Origin of the sequence: Pseudomonas sp. DR 5-09 (assembly GCF_001655595.1) — a bacterium.
GTDB classification, from domain to species: Bacteria; Pseudomonadota; Gammaproteobacteria; order Pseudomonadales; family Pseudomonadaceae; genus Aquipseudomonas; species Aquipseudomonas pharyngis.
In genome coordinates, this window is the sequence record NZ_CP011566.1 from 2,767,395 (window position 1) to 2,784,271 (window position 16,877).

The 16,877-nt window shown below is 61.0% G+C and carries 13 protein-coding genes; 3 read left to right on the forward strand and 10 right to left on the reverse strand.

Annotated features, from left to right (window positions below; all coding sequences use genetic code 11):
- Window positions 1-21: 21 nt before the first annotated feature.
- On the forward strand, window positions 22-2,298 hold the full coding sequence (locus PDR5_RS12255; RefSeq protein WP_064595731.1) for a hypothetical protein: 2,277 nt from the start codon (window positions 22-24) through the stop codon (window positions 2,296-2,298).
- A 77-nt stretch (window positions 2,299-2,375) separates the two neighbouring features.
- Here PDR5_RS12255 and PDR5_RS12260 read toward each other — a convergent pair whose 3' ends face one another.
- The 4 genes from PDR5_RS12260 to xylA all read right to left on the reverse strand — a co-directional run bounded on the left by PDR5_RS12260 (window position 2,376) and on the right by xylA (window position 7,608).
- Entirely contained in the window at window positions 2,376-3,512 is a 1,137-nt protein-coding gene (locus PDR5_RS12260; protein WP_064595733.1) for a sugar ABC transporter permease, read from the reverse strand.
- The gene (gene xylG / locus PDR5_RS12265; protein ID WP_064595734.1) at window positions 3,513-5,069 is read right to left on the reverse strand and encodes a D-xylose ABC transporter ATP-binding protein; all 1,557 of its coding nucleotides are present in this window, start codon (window positions 5,067-5,069) and stop codon (window positions 3,513-3,515) included.
- Window positions 5,070-5,147: 78 nt separating this feature from the next.
- The gene (gene xylF / locus PDR5_RS12270) at window positions 5,148-6,149 is read right to left on the reverse strand and encodes a D-xylose ABC transporter substrate-binding protein (RefSeq protein WP_064595737.1); all 1,002 of its coding nucleotides are present in this window, start codon (window positions 6,147-6,149) and stop codon (window positions 5,148-5,150) included.
- A 142-nt stretch (window positions 6,150-6,291) separates the two neighbouring features.
- Complete coding sequence (gene xylA, locus PDR5_RS12275) at window positions 6,292-7,608, reverse strand: xylose isomerase (protein WP_064595739.1); 1,317 nt, start codon at window positions 7,606-7,608, stop codon at window positions 6,292-6,294.
- Window positions 7,609-7,796: 188 nt separating this feature from the next.
- On the opposite strand from xylA, the gene PDR5_RS12280 reads away from it, so the two are divergent.
- Window positions 7,797-8,972: a XylR family transcriptional regulator gene (locus PDR5_RS12280; RefSeq protein ID WP_064595742.1), complete on the forward strand. Its 1,176-nt coding sequence runs from the start codon at window positions 7,797-7,799 to the stop codon at window positions 8,970-8,972.
- 8 nt (window positions 8,973-8,980) lie between these two features.
- On the opposite strand, the gene PDR5_RS12285 is transcribed toward PDR5_RS12280, so the two are convergent.
- The 5 genes from PDR5_RS12285 to PDR5_RS12305 all read right to left on the reverse strand — a co-directional run bounded on the left by PDR5_RS12285 (window position 8,981) and on the right by PDR5_RS12305 (window position 15,488).
- Window positions 8,981-10,243 (reverse strand): NAD(P)/FAD-dependent oxidoreductase, encoded by a 1,263-nt coding sequence (locus PDR5_RS12285; RefSeq protein WP_064595744.1) that lies wholly within the window; start codon window positions 10,241-10,243, stop codon window positions 8,981-8,983.
- Entirely contained in the window at window positions 10,233-11,825 is a 1,593-nt protein-coding gene (locus PDR5_RS12290; RefSeq protein WP_064595747.1) for an aldehyde dehydrogenase (NADP(+)), read from the reverse strand. Before PDR5_RS12290 ends, PDR5_RS12285 begins: the two co-directional genes overlap by 11 nt.
- 80 nt (window positions 11,826-11,905) lie before the next feature.
- Complete coding sequence (locus PDR5_RS12295; protein ID WP_064595748.1) at window positions 11,906-12,853, reverse strand: dihydrodipicolinate synthase family protein; 948 nt, start codon at window positions 12,851-12,853, stop codon at window positions 11,906-11,908.
- A gap of 54 nt (window positions 12,854-12,907) precedes the next feature.
- Window positions 12,908-13,834 carry a 4-hydroxyproline epimerase gene (locus tag PDR5_RS12300; RefSeq protein WP_064595750.1) on the reverse strand — a complete coding sequence of 309 codons (927 nt, stop codon included), beginning with the start codon at window positions 13,832-13,834 and terminating at the stop codon, window positions 12,908-12,910.
- Between the two features lie 22 nt (window positions 13,835-13,856).
- Window positions 13,857-15,488: an APC family permease gene (locus tag PDR5_RS12305; RefSeq protein WP_064595752.1), complete on the reverse strand. Its 1,632-nt coding sequence runs from the start codon at window positions 15,486-15,488 to the stop codon at window positions 13,857-13,859.
- A 223-nt stretch (window positions 15,489-15,711) separates the two neighbouring features.
- Between PDR5_RS12305 and PDR5_RS12310 the strand changes: the two genes are divergently transcribed.
- Window positions 15,712-16,482, forward strand: coding sequence for an AraC family transcriptional regulator (locus tag PDR5_RS12310; RefSeq protein WP_064595754.1), 771 nt, complete (start codon window positions 15,712-15,714; stop codon window positions 16,480-16,482).
- Between the two features lie 18 nt (window positions 16,483-16,500).
- Here PDR5_RS12310 and PDR5_RS12315 read toward each other — a convergent pair whose 3' ends face one another.
- Window positions 16,501-16,824 (reverse strand): hypothetical protein, encoded by a 324-nt coding sequence (locus PDR5_RS12315; protein ID WP_082934460.1) that lies wholly within the window; start codon window positions 16,822-16,824, stop codon window positions 16,501-16,503.
- Window positions 16,825-16,877: the final 53 nt, after the last annotated feature.

The window sequence follows — 16,877 nt, forward strand, 5'->3', positions numbered from 1 at the left end:
CATAGTAGGTCACAAGGAAGTATGTCCAGGCCTGAGGATGAATCGGGTGCGCTCGGCGGAATAAACGCCGGTTATGCGCACTTTCAACTGTCTCGCGCGCTCACTGCACGTGACAACGACGCCAGTCCGAAAGCACTTGCCCGGATCGAACGCTGGCAAAAGGTTCTCGAAAACCTGATGCATGGCCGTGCACTGTATGGCTCGCGAACACCGTTTGCCGACCTGCCAGAATGGATCACGCTGGAAGTGGCCACTGGCGGCTTTGCAACGGGTAACCTTCTGGCCGGTGGCGAGCTGACCGCTCATGAGCGCCTGTTGGCGTCATCGATTCCCGGCATTCGAGCGGGTTACGAACGGCTCGATTTCAATAGGTGGCATCTTTCAGACGAAGGCGTCAGAACGCTGCAAGAGCGATTGACGAACGAAGACTATCGGATCGATGTACCGGAAGAGGCCGCGTTGCTGACAGTGGCCTGGTTTCTGGGGCAGCAACGCGTCGAAGAAGCCAGGACGTTGATCGAGCAGATCGCGCCTTTCTTCGAACGAGTGCGTTTCTTTCCCGCGGCAGCCAACGAGCGCCCGCTCTCGATGGCTGAAGTTGAAGTTTTCAATGCTGGCCAAATCAGCCTGCGCCTGTCCGTTCTCTCACCCCAGCCTCGTCTTGCCGTTCAAAAGCATGTTGTTGAACGCAGGTTGCCTCTCTACGACGCGGCGGTCTCGCTATTCCTGCTGACGTACAACGATGGTTGGCCTTGCCGGCATTACCCTGAAGGGTGGTTCGAGCGTGCTTCGGTGCTTGGTAAAGAGTTTGATAACGCCACTGAAGCTGATCCCCGTCGTACGGATAATTCCAGTGATCGAGTGACGGAGTTGCTGGCATTGCTCAAGCAATGCTCTATCGATCCTGCATCGCTAACGGGGCGCCAGGTTGGGCGAATTCGCAGAATCGTCGATGACTTTGTAGCCAAGCATGGACACCCTGAGTCCGAAGATCATTCCAGCAAGCGCGCACAGCAGCGTCATCACGTATCAGCTTCGGCACACCATCTGATTGCCAAGGCTGCTTCCGTGCGACTGGCGAGATATCCAGTCTCGGAAGGCATCTCTGATTTCGCCCCGTTACTGACGCCCATCACCGACGAAGAGGCTAAGGCTTACTCGTTGAAGGTGGGAGAGACCATTCCTCCTTCGATTCGTCAACGCCTCGAACGTTGCCGAAAGGGAACGGTTGCAGAGTTGATTGAACATAGGGTCATTACATCCGCAGATACAGTGGCGAAAGTGCTGCCGGCGATGACGGCGCAAATCTGTAGCGCCGGATATCGAGACGTAGCATTGCGGGCATTGTCTGTCGCTACCTATCGTGCGTTCAGGCGTCGACGCTCTCTATTGCTGCTGAACATGCAGCGTCAGGTGAAAATCGATGACTTGCCTTGGGTGAATGCCTTGGAGACCGAATACGAGGCGGGTGCTCTTGCGGTTGAAGGTGCCACGCAGACTTTGGTCGAAGCGTCCGCGTTGACCCTTACCGCATTTCCTCACGCCATTCTGCCTAACAAGTTGCTTCAGGAATTTTCTTCGCTTGCCGAATCGGCCAAGCTGGATCTTCCCTTCGTAGAGGAAATCGCGGCTGACATTTTCATGGGCGCTTTTTCCGGCAAGTTCGTGAAGGCTGCCAAGCGTTCAGTCCAGTTGATGGACGGGTCTCTTTACGCACGCTATTACGATATCGATATGGATCAGTTGGCTGCACTACCCAAGCAACGGAATTCACGAAGCAATAATGGTGTGCTGGCTGGTTTGTGCGCGCGGCGGGCGAATGCCGACATCGGTAGATGGAGTCCAGCGAACAACGGCACGATCATCGAACAGCAACAAATATTGACCACGCAAAATCTGGCAATCCTGTTTGATGATCTGGACCTGAAGACGCTGTTACATGATCGTTTGGGCTCAATGGCCGAAGCATGTTTCAAATGGATATGCAGTCGGCAGCAGATGCAGATCAAGCTCTACCACGCACGTCTGGTCATGTTGAAGAACACAGCGTATGCGTGGCGCCAGATGATGTTTTACCTGTCGATGCTGGATCAGTCTCGATTGGAGAGTGTGCTTGGAAACATTGAAGTGCACTTTGCCGCTCAACCCAGTGCATTTCAGGGGCGATTTCTTCCCGCCATGATCGGGTTGCGCATGGCGGTATCTGGATGTCGGTTGACTTTGGCTCACCAAGAGCGGGAGGGTTGTAAGGTTTTTCTCGGGTGGACCACTGAACGGCACTGGCTGATGCCTTCCTAGATATCGAAAAGCTCCAGGCGTAACGAAAAGCCTGCCTTCAAAAGCAGGCTTTTTGCATTCTCAGAGATGACTTCATTTCAACGCCGCCCAGTCCGCGTACTCACATCCACCCAGACAGCCAACACCAGAATGCTGCCCTTGACGATCATCTGCCAGTAACTGTCGACGTCGAGCATGGACATGCCGTTGTCCAGGCTGGTGATGACCAGGGCGCCGAGGAGGGCGCCGTAGACTGTGCCGGAACCGCCGCGCATCGAGGTGCCGCCGATGAAGCAGGCGGCGATGGCGTCGAGTTCGCCCATGCTGCCGGCCGAGGGTGAGCCGGCGGCCAGGCGCGCGGTATTGACCACGCCGGCGAGGGCGCACATCACGCCCATGATTCCGAAGATCCACAGCTTCACGGCCTGCACATTGATACCGGACAGGCGCGTCGCTTCCATGTTGCTGCCCACGGAATAGACGCGTCGGCCGAACACGGTCTGGCTGGTCACGTAACTGAATCCGCCCAGCAGGATCAGCAGAAGCAGGACCGGCACGGGAATGCCGTCATAGCTGTTGAGGGTCTGGACGAAACCGGCCAGCACCGCGCCGATCAGCAACACGCGTGCCACGTCACGCACCAATGAATGCGCTGCCAGACCGTGAAGGGCGCGATTGCGCCGTTGTTTCCAGGTCAGGAACAACGTCAGTGCGAACAGCAGGACGCCCAGACTTGCGCCAACCGCATGTGGCAGATAACCCTGGCCGATGTAGACGAGTTCCGGCGACACCGGCGCAATGGTCGTGCCGCCGGTTATTCCCAGCAAAATCCCCCGAAAAGCCAGCATGCCCCCCAGCCCCACGATGAACGACGGAATACGCAGGTAGGCCGCCATGTAGCCGTTGGCGAGGCCGATCAGCAATCCGCACACCACCACAAGACTGAGATTCGCCAGCAGCGGTATGTGATAGACAACATCGAGAATGGCTGCCACGCCACCGAGCAGGCCCAGCAATGAGCCGACCGACAGATCGATCTCGCCGCTGATGATCACCAGCACCATGCCGCAAGCGAGAATTCCGGTAATCGACATCTGGCGCAGCAAGTTGGAGAGGTTACGTGGTGTCAGGAATCCGCCCTCGGTCTGCCAGCTGAAGAACAGCCAGATCAACGCCACGGCAAACACCAGTGCGAGCATCTTGTAACGGGTGAAAAGTTGTTTGACCTGATTCATTTACGCGGATTTCCGATCTTTATTGTTATGGCTGTCAGGCTGGCTGAGTGCGGCGGCGAGCACCTGTTCCTGGGTGAGTTCATGGTTGATGAAGTCACCCCGCAGTTGACCTTCGCCGATTACCAGTACACGGTCGGAAACGCCGAGCACTTCGGCCAGTTCCGAAGACACCATGATGATCGACACGCCTTCGGCGGCCAGCATCCCCATCAATTTGTAGATCTCGTACTTGGCGCCGACGTCCACCCCTCGGGTCGGCTCGTCGAGAATCAGCACCCGGGGCCGGGTCAGCAGCATCTTCGCCAACACGGCTTTTTGTTGATTGCCCCCGGACAGGCTGGTGATCGGCAGGAACGGGCTCGCGGTTTTGAGGTGCAGGCGGGAAATTTCCCGATCGATGCTGCCCAGTTCGGCTTCGGCGTCGATGCGGGTCAGTTTCGAGAAACTGTCCAGCACGGCCAGGGTGATGTTCTGGCCGACACCCAGGTCGGGAATGATACCCTGACGCTTGCGGTCCTCGGGCACCAGGCACACGCCGGCGCGGATTGATTTGAGCGGCGTGCAGGTGTCGATGAGTTGGCCGTCCAGCCAGACTTCGCCTTCGTGGCGACCGGGGTAGGCGCCGAACAGCGCGGTCACCAGCTCCGTGCGGCCGGCACCGACCAGCCCGGCGATGCCGAGGATTTCCCCGCGTTTGAGGCTGAAGGAAACGTCGTCGACCCGTTTGCGTTTGGGGTTGTCGACGTCGTAGCAGGTGATGTGGCGCGCCTCGAAAATCACCTCGCCGATGTCGTGGGGGTCGGTGGGGTAGAGGTTGCTCATTTCCCGGCCGACCATCTGGGTGATGATCTGTGGAATATCCATGTTCTCCATGGCGGTCGTGGCGATGTGTTGACCGTCGCGGATCACCGAAATGGTGTCACACACGGCGGCCACTTCATCGAGCTTGTGCGAGATGTAAACGCAGGCGACGCCCTTGGCCTTGAGGTCGCGGATGATGTCCAGCAACACCTCGATTTCCGAACGTGTCAGGGCCGACGAAGGTTCATCGAGGATCAGCAGGCGCGCCTGTTTGTTCAGGGCCTTGGCGATTTCCACCAGTTGCTGATAACCGCCACCGTACTGCGAAACCGGCAGCGAAACGTTCATGTCCGGCACTTTCAGTTCACGCATCAGGGCTTCGGCGCGGTGGATCATCGCCGGGTAATTCATCCGCCCACCCGGCAGCGTCAGCTCATGGCCCATGAAAATGTTTTCGGCCACCGAGAGGTCGGGAACCAGCGTCAGCTCCTGGTGAATGATGACGATGCCGGCGGCTTCCGTTTCGCTGATCGATTGCGCCTTGAGCGGTTGACCGTCCCACAGGATTTCACCGTCCCAGGTGCCATGGGGATAAACCGCAGACAGGATTTTCATCAGCGTGGACTTGCCGGCGCCATTCTCGCCGCAAAGCCCGACGCACTCACCCGGCCGGACCTTGAGGTCGATGCCATTGAGCGCTTTGACACCGCCGAAGGTTTTGACGATGCCGTTCATTTGCAGCAGGTAGTCGGACATGGCAGAGGCTCATAAGCGGCAGATACGGGGCTCAACCCGCAGGAGCGGAACGCCTGCGGGGGCATCACTCAGTGAATGTTACTGTCCAGCGATCTGCGCCTTGGTGTAGAAGCCGTCCTGTTCCAGCAGGTCGATGTTGTCCTTGGTCAACGGGGTCGGGGTGAGCAGGATGGTGTCGACTTTTTTGCTGCCATTGTCGTACTGCGAGCTGTAGACAGGTTTCTCGTTACGCGCCAGTTGCACCGAGAGTTTGGCGGCTTCGGAGGCAATCAGTTTCAGCGGCTTGTACACCGTCATGGTTTGCGTGCCGGCGATGACCCGCTTGACCGCTGCCAGGTCCGCGTCCTGTCCGGAGATCGGCACCTTGCCGGCCAGTTGCTGAGCGGCCAGGGCCTGAATGGCGCCGCCCGCCGTGGCGTCGTTGGAGGCGACGATGCCGTCGATTTTGTTGTCGTTGCGGGTCAAGGCGTTTTCAACAATGCTCAGCGCCTCGGTCGGGTTCCATTCCTTCACCCATTGCTGGCCGACGATCTTGATATCGCCTTTGTCGATGGCCGGTTGCAGCACCTTCATCTGACCTTCGCGCAACACTTTCGCGTTGTTGTCGGTGGGCGCGCCACCCAGCAGGAAGTAATTGCCCTTGGGCGCTGCATGCAGCACGCCGCTGGCCTGCATCTCGCCGACCTTTTCGTTATCGAAGGAAATGTAGGCGTCGATATCGGCGTTGAGTATCAGACGGTCATAGGACACGACCTTGATCCCGGCTTTCTTCGCCTCGGCCACCGCATTGGTCAGCACGGTGGCGTTGAACGGCACGATGACGATGACATCGACACCACGGGAAATCAGGTTTTCGATTTGCGAAATCTGCTTCTGCTCGTTGGCATCGGCCGACTGCACGAAGACCTTGGCGTCCATTTTTTCTGCCGCAGCAACGAAGTAATCCCGATCGCGGGACCAGCGCTCCAGCCGCAGGTCATCGATGGAGAAGCCGATTTTCGGGTGGGCAGCATCGGCCATAACCGGTAGCGACAAAAGGGCCAGGGCGCTGGCCAGCAGCGTGCGTTTTACATTCTTCATGGTGGTGCGTCCTTTTATTTTTGTTTGAAAGACACGGCCTGACGATGAATATCGGGCTGGTGGAACTGTAGAGAATCAGCAGGCGAAACGGACTACAGATTTGTCGCGCAAATGTCACAGCGTCCGCAGTCCTCATTGGCGATCAGCGATAGATAAACCGGTTGACGACGTTCTCGAGCATTTCCTGCCGGCCGCTGACGGCCTGCGGGTTCAGTTCGTTGGCGAAGGCGTGCTCGGCCAGGGATTGAAGATTGAACTCACCCGCCAGCACCGACTGGCCGAAGGGCTGCTGCCAGCCGGCATAGCGTTGGTCCTTGAGCCGTTGCAGCTGGTCGTTCTGAACCATGGCGGCGGCCCGCTCGAGCGACAGGGCGAGGACGTCCATGGCGCCGACGTGACCGTGAAACAGATCGACCTCGTCGAGGCTCTGGCGGCGTACCTTGGAGTCGAAGTTGAACCCGCCATTGCCGAAGCCGCCGGCCTTGAGGATTTCATAGATGACCAGGGTCATCTCCTCGACGCTATTGGGGAATTGATCGGTGTCCCAGCCGTTTTGCGGATCGCCCCGGTTGGCGTCGATGCTGCCGAAAATCCCCAGCGAGACGGCCGTCGCCACCTCGTGATGAAAACTATGACCGGCCAGGGTCGCGTGGTTGGCTTCGATGTTGACCTTGATTTCCTTTTCCAGACCGAACTGCTGGAGAAAACCGAACACCGTGGCGCTGTCGTAATCGTACTGGTGCTTGGTCGGTTCCTGCGGTTTGGGCTCGATCAGCAGGTCACCTTTGAAGCCGATCTTGTACTTGTGCTCGACCACCATGCGCATGAAGCGGCCCAGTTGTTCGCGTTCGCGTTTCAAGTCGGTGTTGAGCAGGGTTTCGTAGCCTTCGCGACCGCCCCACAACACATAGTTGGAGCCCTTGAGGCGTTGAGTCGCGTTCATGGCGCTGAAGACCTGGGCCGCGGCGCAGGCGAACACTTCAGGATCCGGGTTGCTGGCGGCGCCGGCGGCGAAGCGCGGATTGCTGAAGCAGTTGGCGGTGCCCCACAGCAGCTTGATTCCGCTTTCTTCCTGATGGCGTTCCAGGTGATCGACCATTTGGGCGAAGTGGTTGCGGTACTCCTTCAGCGAGTGGCCTTCGGGGGCGACATCCGTGTCGTGAAAGCAGTAGTAGTCGATACCCAGCTTGGAGAAAAATTCGAACGCGGCCTGCGCCTTGCCAATGGCCAGCTCCATCGGGTCACCGGCGTGTTGCCACGGGCGTTTGAACGTCCCTGCGCCGAACACGTCGGAGCCCGGCCAGACAAAGGTGTGCCAATAACAGGCGGCCATGCGCAGGTGTTCGCGCATGGGCTTGCCGAGGATGATTTTGTCGGCGTCGTAGTGACGGAAGGCAAGGGGAGAATCGCTGGCAGGACCTTCGTAGCGAATCCGGTCGACATCGGGGAAGTACGGCATTGGCAATGTCCTTGTTGTTCTTGGTTGTTGTTCTTGGGCGTGTCCCGATACTAGCAACGGCCCTGTGCCTGCCGATTGCGAAAATCACCAACACGCAGTGCGATTTTGCGTATTGAGATTCGCCCTCTGCGCGCCTAGTCTGTGCAGACCGCCTCTACGGCAAGGGGCCCGGAACAAGCCTGAAAACAATGAAAACCGTACCGCCTGTTCACCGTATCGCCCTGTTGTTCAACGGGAGCAAGATCTATGACCGCGGCATCATCAGCGGCATCGGCAACTACCTGAGCAGCACGCGCGCGTCTTGGGATCTGTTCCTGGAGGAGGATTTTCTCTGCCGCTTGAAGGGCATCGAGCGCTGGCAGGGCGACGGCATCATTGCCGACTTCGACGACCCGTTGATCGGCGAGGCGCTGGCCGATATCAAGCTGCCCGTGGTGGCGGTGGGTGGTTCTTATCAGGATGAGCGGGCTTATCCGAAAGGAATCCCGTACGTCGCCACCGACAACAACGCACTGATCACACTGGCTTACGAACACTTGGTCGAGGCCGGGCTGCAACGGTTCGCCTGCTTCAGCCTGCCTGAGGCGCAGGCCAATCGTTGGGCTCAGGAGCGCGAAAAAGCCTTTCTACGATTGATGCAACGGGACGGCTTGCACGCCGAGGTCTATCGCGGCATGGGCACCAGTGCACCGCTGTGGGACAGCGCCGTCGAACAGTTGATCGCCTGGCTGCAAAGCCTGCCCAAACCCATTGGCATCATCGCGGTCAGTGACGCCCGCGCCCGGCAGTTGCTGCAAGCCTGCCTGACCGCCGGCATCGCCGTTCCGGAGCAGGTGGCGCTGATCGGCATCGACAATGACCCGCTGACCCGCAGCCTGACCCGGGTTCCCCTGAGTTCGGTGATCCAGGGCACCGAAACCATGGGCCGCACCGCCGCGCAACTGCTGCACCAGATGTTGCACGGCAAGCCGTCAACGGGCGCGCATGTCCTGATCCCGCCTGAAGCGATCAACGTCCAGGTGTCGAGCTTGCATCAACCGTTGGGCAACCCCTACGTGATGCAGGCGCTGCTGTTCATCCGCCAATATGCCTGCCAGGGCATCAAGACCGCGCAAGTGGCGGCTTATGTCGGCGTGTCGCGTTCCTCGCTGGAGTCGCATTTTCGTGCGGTGCGTGGTTGCAGCGTGCATGACGAGATTCTGCGTTTCAAACTGGCGGCGGCCACCCGCGGGCTGGAAAAAACCGACACGGCGATTGCGGACGTTGCCCGCACGTGCGGTTTCAAATCCGCTCAGTACCTGCACACGGTGTTTCGCCGAGAGTTCGGGTGTACGCCCCGTGAATACCAGCAGGGCGCCCGATAGACGGCCACTCAAAAGCGATCCAGTCTATAGGGCTCGCGCACCGGCAGAATGCGCGCCGTGTCCTGCGCCGATGGTGAAACCATCTCTTCAACCATCTCCGCCGTCACCGCCGCCTGCGTCAGCCCCAGATGCTGATGCCCGAACGCAAGCAATACCTTGCCGTCACACACCCGATCGATCACCGGCAGCGAATCCGGCAGCGACGGCCGAAACCCCATCCACGGTGTGGCTGCCTCGACACTCAAATCATCACGAAACAACCCCTTGCTCAACCGATGTAACTGCCAGGCGCGGGCCATGGTCGGTGGGGCTTCGAGGCCGGCGAATTCGACGGTGCCGGCCAGGCGCAGGCCGTCGGACATCGGGGTCATGATGAATTTGCGTTCCAGCGAGGTGACGGGGAAAGGCAGCCGGTTGTGTTCGTGGGGCAGCATCAGGTGATAGCCGCGCTCGGTGTCCAGCGGGACTTTTTTGCCAGTCAGTGCAGCGGTGAGTTTTGCCGAGTGGGCGCCACAGGCGATCAGTACCTGGCGAGCGGACAGGGCGCCGGTTCCGGTTATCAGATTGACGCCATGCTCATGCAGTTGCCCGCCCTGAACCGCCTGTTTCACAAACTGCACGCCGCTGGCTTTCGCCGCTTCCACCAACTCACGCACGACGCGGTAGGGGTCGATGAAATGCCCGGTGTTCGGGAAAAACAGTCCGCCCTGAATCTGTTCGCTGAGTTGCGGCACGGTCTCGCGTACCGCTCCGGCCTGCCACCAATCGACTGGCACTTGTTGCTGTTGCATGCGTCGCTGCAGTGCTTCGAGTGCCGGGCGTGAGCCGGGTCGTTCGAACACCAGCAGCGAGCCTTCCATCTTCAGCAGCTCGGGACGCTGAATGTCGTTGAGCAAGCGGTGCCAGGCGTCGAGCGAGCTTTCATTCAGCGCCCGCAACCCGGCAACGGTGCGCTGGAACGGTGCCGAGCGCAGGTTCAGCAACAACCGCGCAAACCAGGGCAGGGCGCGGGGCAGGTATTTCCAGTCCAGGCGCAGCGGCCCCATCGGGTCCATGAGCATGGCCGGCAGGCGTTTGAGGATCGAGCTGTCGGCAATCGGAAACACCTGCTCGGTCGCCAGGTGCCCGGCGTTGCCGAACGAGGCGCCGTGGCCCGGTTCCTGCGGGTCGATCACCACCACCCGCAAACCCTGACGGGCAAGGCGCAGGGCGCTCGCGACGCCGATGATACCGGCGCCGACCACGGCGATGTCGTGCGGGTTATTCGGCATTTTTCGCGGTTTCCCTTTGGCCATCGAGCAAGCGACGCAGCGACAGTGGATTGGCGTGTTTGAGCGCGATCGGCAGCAAGCTGTCGGGAAAATCCTGATAGCAGACCGGGCGCAGGAAACGCAGGATCGCCGCGGTGCCTACCGAGGTGGTGCGTGAATCGGAAGTCGCCGGGAACGGCCCGCCGTGCACCATCGCGTCGCAGACTTCAACGCCGGTCGGCCAGCCGTTGACCAGCAGGCGTCCGGCCTTGCGTTCGAGGGTCGGCAGCAAGGCGCGGGCCTGTTGCAGATCCTCGTCATCGAGATGCAACGTGGCGGTCAGTTGGCCTTCCAGCTGTTCGAGCACCTGACGGATTTCAGCGTCGCTGGCGCATTGCACGATCAAGGACGCGGCGCCGAAGGCTTCGGCCTGCAACGAATGATCGGCGAGGAAGTCGGCGGCATCGGTGATGAACACATGAGCCTGGCCCTGATTCGGTTCCGTCGCGCGCTGGCCGACGGCGGCAATACGCGCCTGGGCATTTTCCGCGAGGGCATTCACGCTGGATTCGTAGGCGTTGAAAATTCCCGGCGTCAGCATAGTCTGCGCGGGGCTGCGCTGGATCAGTTCGCTGGTGGCGCCAATGAAGGCGTCCAGCGCCGGCCCCTTGTGGGCGATCACCAAGCCGGGATTGGTGCAGAACTGACCGGCGCCCAGCGTCAGCGAAGCCACAAACCCTTGGGCCAACGCCTCGGCGCGATTCTGCAATGCTGCCGGAAACAGCAACACCGGGTTGATCGAACTCATTTCCGCGTACACCGGAATCGGCTCTGGCCGGGCTTGTGCCGCTTTAATCAGCGCGAGCCCGCCACTGCGCGAACCGGTGAAGCCGACCGCCTTGATCCGTGGATCGCTGAGCAGCGCAATCCCCACTTCACGGCCGGAGCCGTACAACAACGAGAACACACCTTCCGGCAAACCACAGGCCTTGACCGCCCGCGCAACGGCGCGGCCAACCAGTTCGCTGGTGCCGGGATGGGCGCCGTGAGCCTTGACGATCACCGGGCAACCGGCGGCCAGGGCCGAAGCGGTATCGCCACCCGCCACCGAGAACGCCAGTGGAAAGTTGCTCGCGCCAAACACCGCTACCGGACCCAATGGAATCTGCCGCTGACGCAGATCCGAACGCGGCATCGGCTGGCGCTGCGGTTGCGCGCTGTCGACTCGCACATCCAGCCATTCACCGGCCCGTACGGTGCGGGCAAACAAGCGCAGTTGCTGACAGGTGCGGCCCCGTTCACCCACAAGGCGCGGGCGCGGCAGGCCGGTTTCGGCCAGGGCGCGGTCGATCAGTTCGTCGCCCAGCGCTTCGATTTCGCTCGCAATGGTGTCAATGAATTCGGCCCGTGCCTCGAGCGATGTCTCGCGATAACGGTCGAGCGCCGCCCAGGCCAGTGCGCAGGCCTGCTCGACATGCTCGGCAGAGCCGCCGGCGTAGGCCGGTTGCAAAGGCGCGTTGGTGGCGGGGTTGATCCCGTGGATGACGTCGCGGTCGCCGGTGAGGGTTTGCTGACCGATCAGCAGTTGGCCCGTCAGGGGCATGGCGCATTCCTTATCAATAAAGCAGGTCACGAATAAGGCCCGCCGCCGTGGGTGGCGGCGGGCTTGAGCGCAGCGGCAGGTCAGGCGAAGTTCTGTTCCGCCGACCAGTTTTCGTACCAGTGACGGAACAGCGTGTACTGGGCTTCCGCGTAACGGCGTTGCGAGTCGCTCAAGGCATCGGTTTCATTGAAATGCAGGGTGTATTCCTTGTCGCCGTTGAGCACCATCAGGTGTTTGTAATACAGCACCAGATCCGTGCCTTCGTCGAAGGACGACAGCACCGCCAGTGCCGACTCCAGCTCGCGGGCCTGACGCCGGGCCTTGGCATCACCCTTGGCCGCCTGCTTGCTCAGGGCCACCAGTTGCAGCACTTCGCGGGGCAGGGCGTTGCCGATCCCGGTGATGGCGCCGGTGGCGTTGCAGTTGACGAAACCGTGCACGACTTGGGTGTCGACACCGACCATCAGGGTTACGTCATCGTCCTTGGAGGTGATGTTTTCAGCGGCGTAGCGCAGATCGGCGCCACCGCCGAATTCCTTGAAACCGATCAGGTTCGGGTATTCACGGCGCAGTTCGAAGAACAGATCGGCGCGGGTGGCGAAGCCGTAGTAAGGGCTGTTGTAGATCACCGCCGGCAGGTTCGGCGCGGCTTGCAGAATCGCCGCGAAATGGGCTTTTTGCGCCGCCGCCGAAGCGCCACGGGACAGCACCCGAGGAATCACCATCAAGCCCTGCGCGCCGACTTTCGCCGCGTGTGCAGCGTGGGACACTGCTTCACGGGTGTTGACCGCGCCGGTGCCGACGATGGTCGGAATCCCGGCGGCCACCAGCCGCGCCACGCCTTCCTGACGCTCGGCTTCGGTGAGCAGCGGCCAGTCGCCCATGGAGCCGCAGTACACGACCGCGCTCATGCCGATGTCGATCAGCTCGCGACCCTTGGCCACCAAGGCGTCGAAGTCTGGTTTGCGCGCGGCGGTGCACGGGGTCATCAGGGCGGGCATGCAGCCTGTGAAGATGTTGTCGCTCATTATTGTTCTCCTTGGAACGGTCATTCAGAGGGGTTTGAAGTGCAGCGCAGCGGCTCAGATGCCCCACGCGAACGGATCGGTTTCGTCGATCAGCAGCGTGCTGTCGGCGGTCATGTGGGCGCGGCCGGTGATGTAGGGGCGGATGCGATCGCCTTCCCATTCAAAGCGGCCTTCGAACTGGCTGCCGGTGATGCTCGCCTGCACCCAGCGCTCGCCGGGCGCGAGTTTTTCGTCGGCGGCCAGGCATGCCAGTTTGGCGCTGGTGCCGGTGCCGCAAGGGGAGCGGTCGTAGGCTTTGCCGGGGCACATGACGAAGTTGCGGCTGTCGGCTTCGGCGTCATCGGCGAACAGTTCGATGTGGTCGATGAGCGCGCCGTCCTCGCCATGGATGCCCTGGTCTTCGAGGGCCTTGAGCATTTTCCAGGTGAGGTCGGTCAGGGTGTCGACGTTGTCCATCGTCAGGGTCTGGCCGTGTTCGGAGACCAGGAAAAACCAGTTGCCGCCGTAGGCGACGTCACCGAGGAAGCGGCCGTATCCCGGCACTTCCACCGCCACCTGTTTGCGTGAGCGATAGGCGGGCACGTTGCCCAGGGTCACGGCGCCGTCTTCATGCAGCGTGGCGCTGACCGGGCCGACCGGCGTGTCGATCTTGTGCACCCCCGGTGCGATCAGCCCCAGGTGCTGCAACGATGCAACGAGGCCGATGGTGCCGTGGCCGCACATGCCGAGGTAACCGGCGTTGTTGAAGAAAATCACCCCGCAGGTGGCGTCCGGCGACACCGGCTCGCAATACAGCGCGCCCACCAGCACATCGTTGCCACGCGGTTCCAGTAGGCAGGCGCGGCGCCATTGATCATGCTGATTGCGCAGGGCGTCGCGTTTCTCGGCCATGGTGCGCCCGGGCAGATCGGGAAAACCTTTCATCACCAGACGCGTGGGTTCGCCGCCGGTGTGGGAATCAATGACGTGTACTCGTTTCATGGACAGATCCCATTAAGTGATTTCAGTAAGCGCCGGCAGCGCGAGGATTGGCGGCGGAGGCGGGTGACGGCGAAGCGACTTCGCTCTCATCCTCTTCGGACTCCAGGCGCAGCAGGTGTGCCGGTACGCCGGTGGCGGCGCCCCAGTAATAGATGCCCATCGCACAGGCTGCGACGACCAGGGTGTCGAACGGATGGGTGAGGATGCCCAGACCGCCGAAGGTGCCGAGTTTCGACAGGACGATGGTCACCGCGTAGAAAGCGATCAGCCACGCCGACGAGCGCACTTGCCGGGACAGACTGAGGTGGGCGGTCGGCACGAAGCGGCCGCAGAGCAGGTAGACGACGAACATCAGAATTTGCAGGCCGAGCAGCCAGGACACGGTGTTCCAGCCCGACCAGTAAACGATCAGCGCAGCGATGATGAACGACACCGGCCCCAGCACGCCCATGCACTTGACCCGGAACGGGCGCGGCATGTCGGGGGCATTGCGACGCAGCGCGGCGACGGTCACCGGGGCGACGGCATAGCTCAGCACCAGTGCGGCGGACACCACGTTGATCAGTGCTTCCCACGATGGGAACGGCAGGGTCCAGAACACCGACAGGGCGAAGGTCAGCCACAGCGCCGGACGCGGGATGCCGGACTTCGCGTCGATGTGGGTGAAGACCTTGAAGAACGTGCCGGTCTGCGCCCAGCCGTAGATCACCCGAGGGGTGGCGTTCATGTAAATGTTGCCGCAGCCGCTGGGGGAGATCACCGCGTCCGCGACGACCAGATACGCCAGCCAGCCCACGCCCAGTGCCAGGGCGATGTCGCGATACGGCAGGGCGAACTCCTTGGAAACCCCCGCCCAGCCATTGGCGAGCAGTTCGGTCGGGATGCCGCCGAGGAAGGCCGTTTGCAGTAATACGTAGATCGCGGTGGAAAGTAGCACCGACAGGATCAGCGCAATCGGGATGGTGCGTTGCGGGTTCTTCACTTCGCTGGCCACCGAAATGATCGGGGTCAGTCCCAGATAGGCGAAGATCACACCGCCGGCGGAGACGGCCATCTCGATACCCGAGAGTCCGAATGGGGCGAAGCCCTGAACCTGAAAGTTTTCCGGTTTGAAGAAGGTGAACAGCACGCCGATCACCAGCAGCGGCACGATGAACTTGAACACGCTGACCAGATTGTTGGCCTTGGCGAAGGTCTTCACGCTGCGGTAGTTGAGCAGGAAGAACACGCACAGCAGGCCGAACTGCACCAGCCAGCCGAGCAGGGTCGGATCACCGCTGCCGGCCTTGGTCAGGCTCGGAAACCAGGCCGCCGCGTATTGGCGCGAGGCAACCACTTCGATCGCCACCAGACTGGAAAACGCGATCAACGTGATGAAACCCATCAGGTAACCGAGCAGCGGCCCGTGGCTGTAAACCGGGTAGCGCACCACACCGCCAGCGCGGGGCAATGCCGCGCCCAGTTCGCAGTAGACGATGCCCAGCAGCAACACCGCGAACCCGCCCAGCAACCAGGAAAAAATCCCCGCCGGCCCGGCAATCGCCGACACGTGACTGGCCGCGAACAACCAGCCGGAACCGAAGATCGCCCCCAGCCCGATAAAGGTGAGGTCGATCAATGAAAGTTGTTTTTTGAACTTGCCTTGGCCTGACATGGCATCGCCTTCTTGTGAGTTATTGGATAGGCAGGTGTGAGTCACTGGAACGGCTAAACAGTGAACTCATCGGGCGTCGGGCGATTGATGTTTTGCGCAGCTCCGGATGACGAATTCGGCACAGTTGCGAAGAAAGCCAGCGGCGCTCGACACGCTTCGAACGTTGCTGCAATCTGCACGCGAACGCCTCAGCCCGATCCACTCACCGGGGAAAACCGTCACCATGCAGAACGCATTTGCGATCCTGAGCCAGGGCGATGCGCACAATCGTCCCTACACCCTCGAGGCGCTGCTGGCGGGGGTGGCGCCGCTGTTGCCGATGCTCGACGTGATTCCGAACGCGGCGATCTTCATCAAGGACATGCAGGCGCGGTACGTCCTGGCCAATCGCACGCTGGTGCAGCGCTGCGGCTTGAAAGACCTGAAACCGCTGCTCGGCAAAACCAGTGCGCAGGTGTTTCCGGCGCAACTGGGACCGGGTTATACCGAGCAGGACCGGCGGGTGCTGGAAGAGGGATTGGTGCTGGAGGATCAGCTGGAGTTGCATCTGTACGGCAGTCGCGAACCGGGCTGGTGCCTGACGCACAAGCGTCCGCTGTACAACCGCGACGGCGAGATCATCGGCCTCGCGGGGATTTCGGTAGACCTGCAATCGGCGAGCGAAACCCACCCGGCGTTTCAGCGCCTGGCGGCGGTCGACGAACACATCCGCGCGCATTTCAATCGGCGTGTCACCTTGGGCGAACTGACCCGGATCGCCGGTATTTCGGTGGCGCAACTGGAGCGCTACTGCAAACGGGTCTTTCACCTAACGCCGAGGCAGATGATTCAGAAAGTGCGGCTGGAACATGCCCATCGCTTGTTGCATACCGAACTGCCGATCACCGAGGTGGCGCTGCAATGCGGCTACACCGATCACAGCGCGTTCACCCGGCAGTTCAAGGCGTCAACCGGGTTCACCCCGCGGCAGTACCGGCAGGCGACAGAGCAATGAGCGGGTTTCGGTGGGCGATCAGCCCGCTCGTTTCAGCGTGTGTGCGACGTACAGTTTTGTGATCAGCCCGGCCATTGCCTTCGCTCCGAAACAACGGAAGTAAACGTAACCGTTGTCGGTCTCCAGACTGACGATCCGGGTAATAAATCCCCCCTCCAGAGTGACCTTGCGAATCGTGGCTATCGGGACTTCAACGTCCAGAACTCCGCCGGGCACCGCGCGGTTCATGGCATTGGCACTCATACGAATCCCGGACGGCGTGATCACCACTTTCCCACCCACCCAGAGTCCGCCGGGCACGAGAAAATTGGCCAGCCTGGACTTCAGCACTTCTTCAGCCACCTCAGACGCTCCCTTGTTTGATTGCTGTTGGAAAACCACAGGCCTGTTTACCT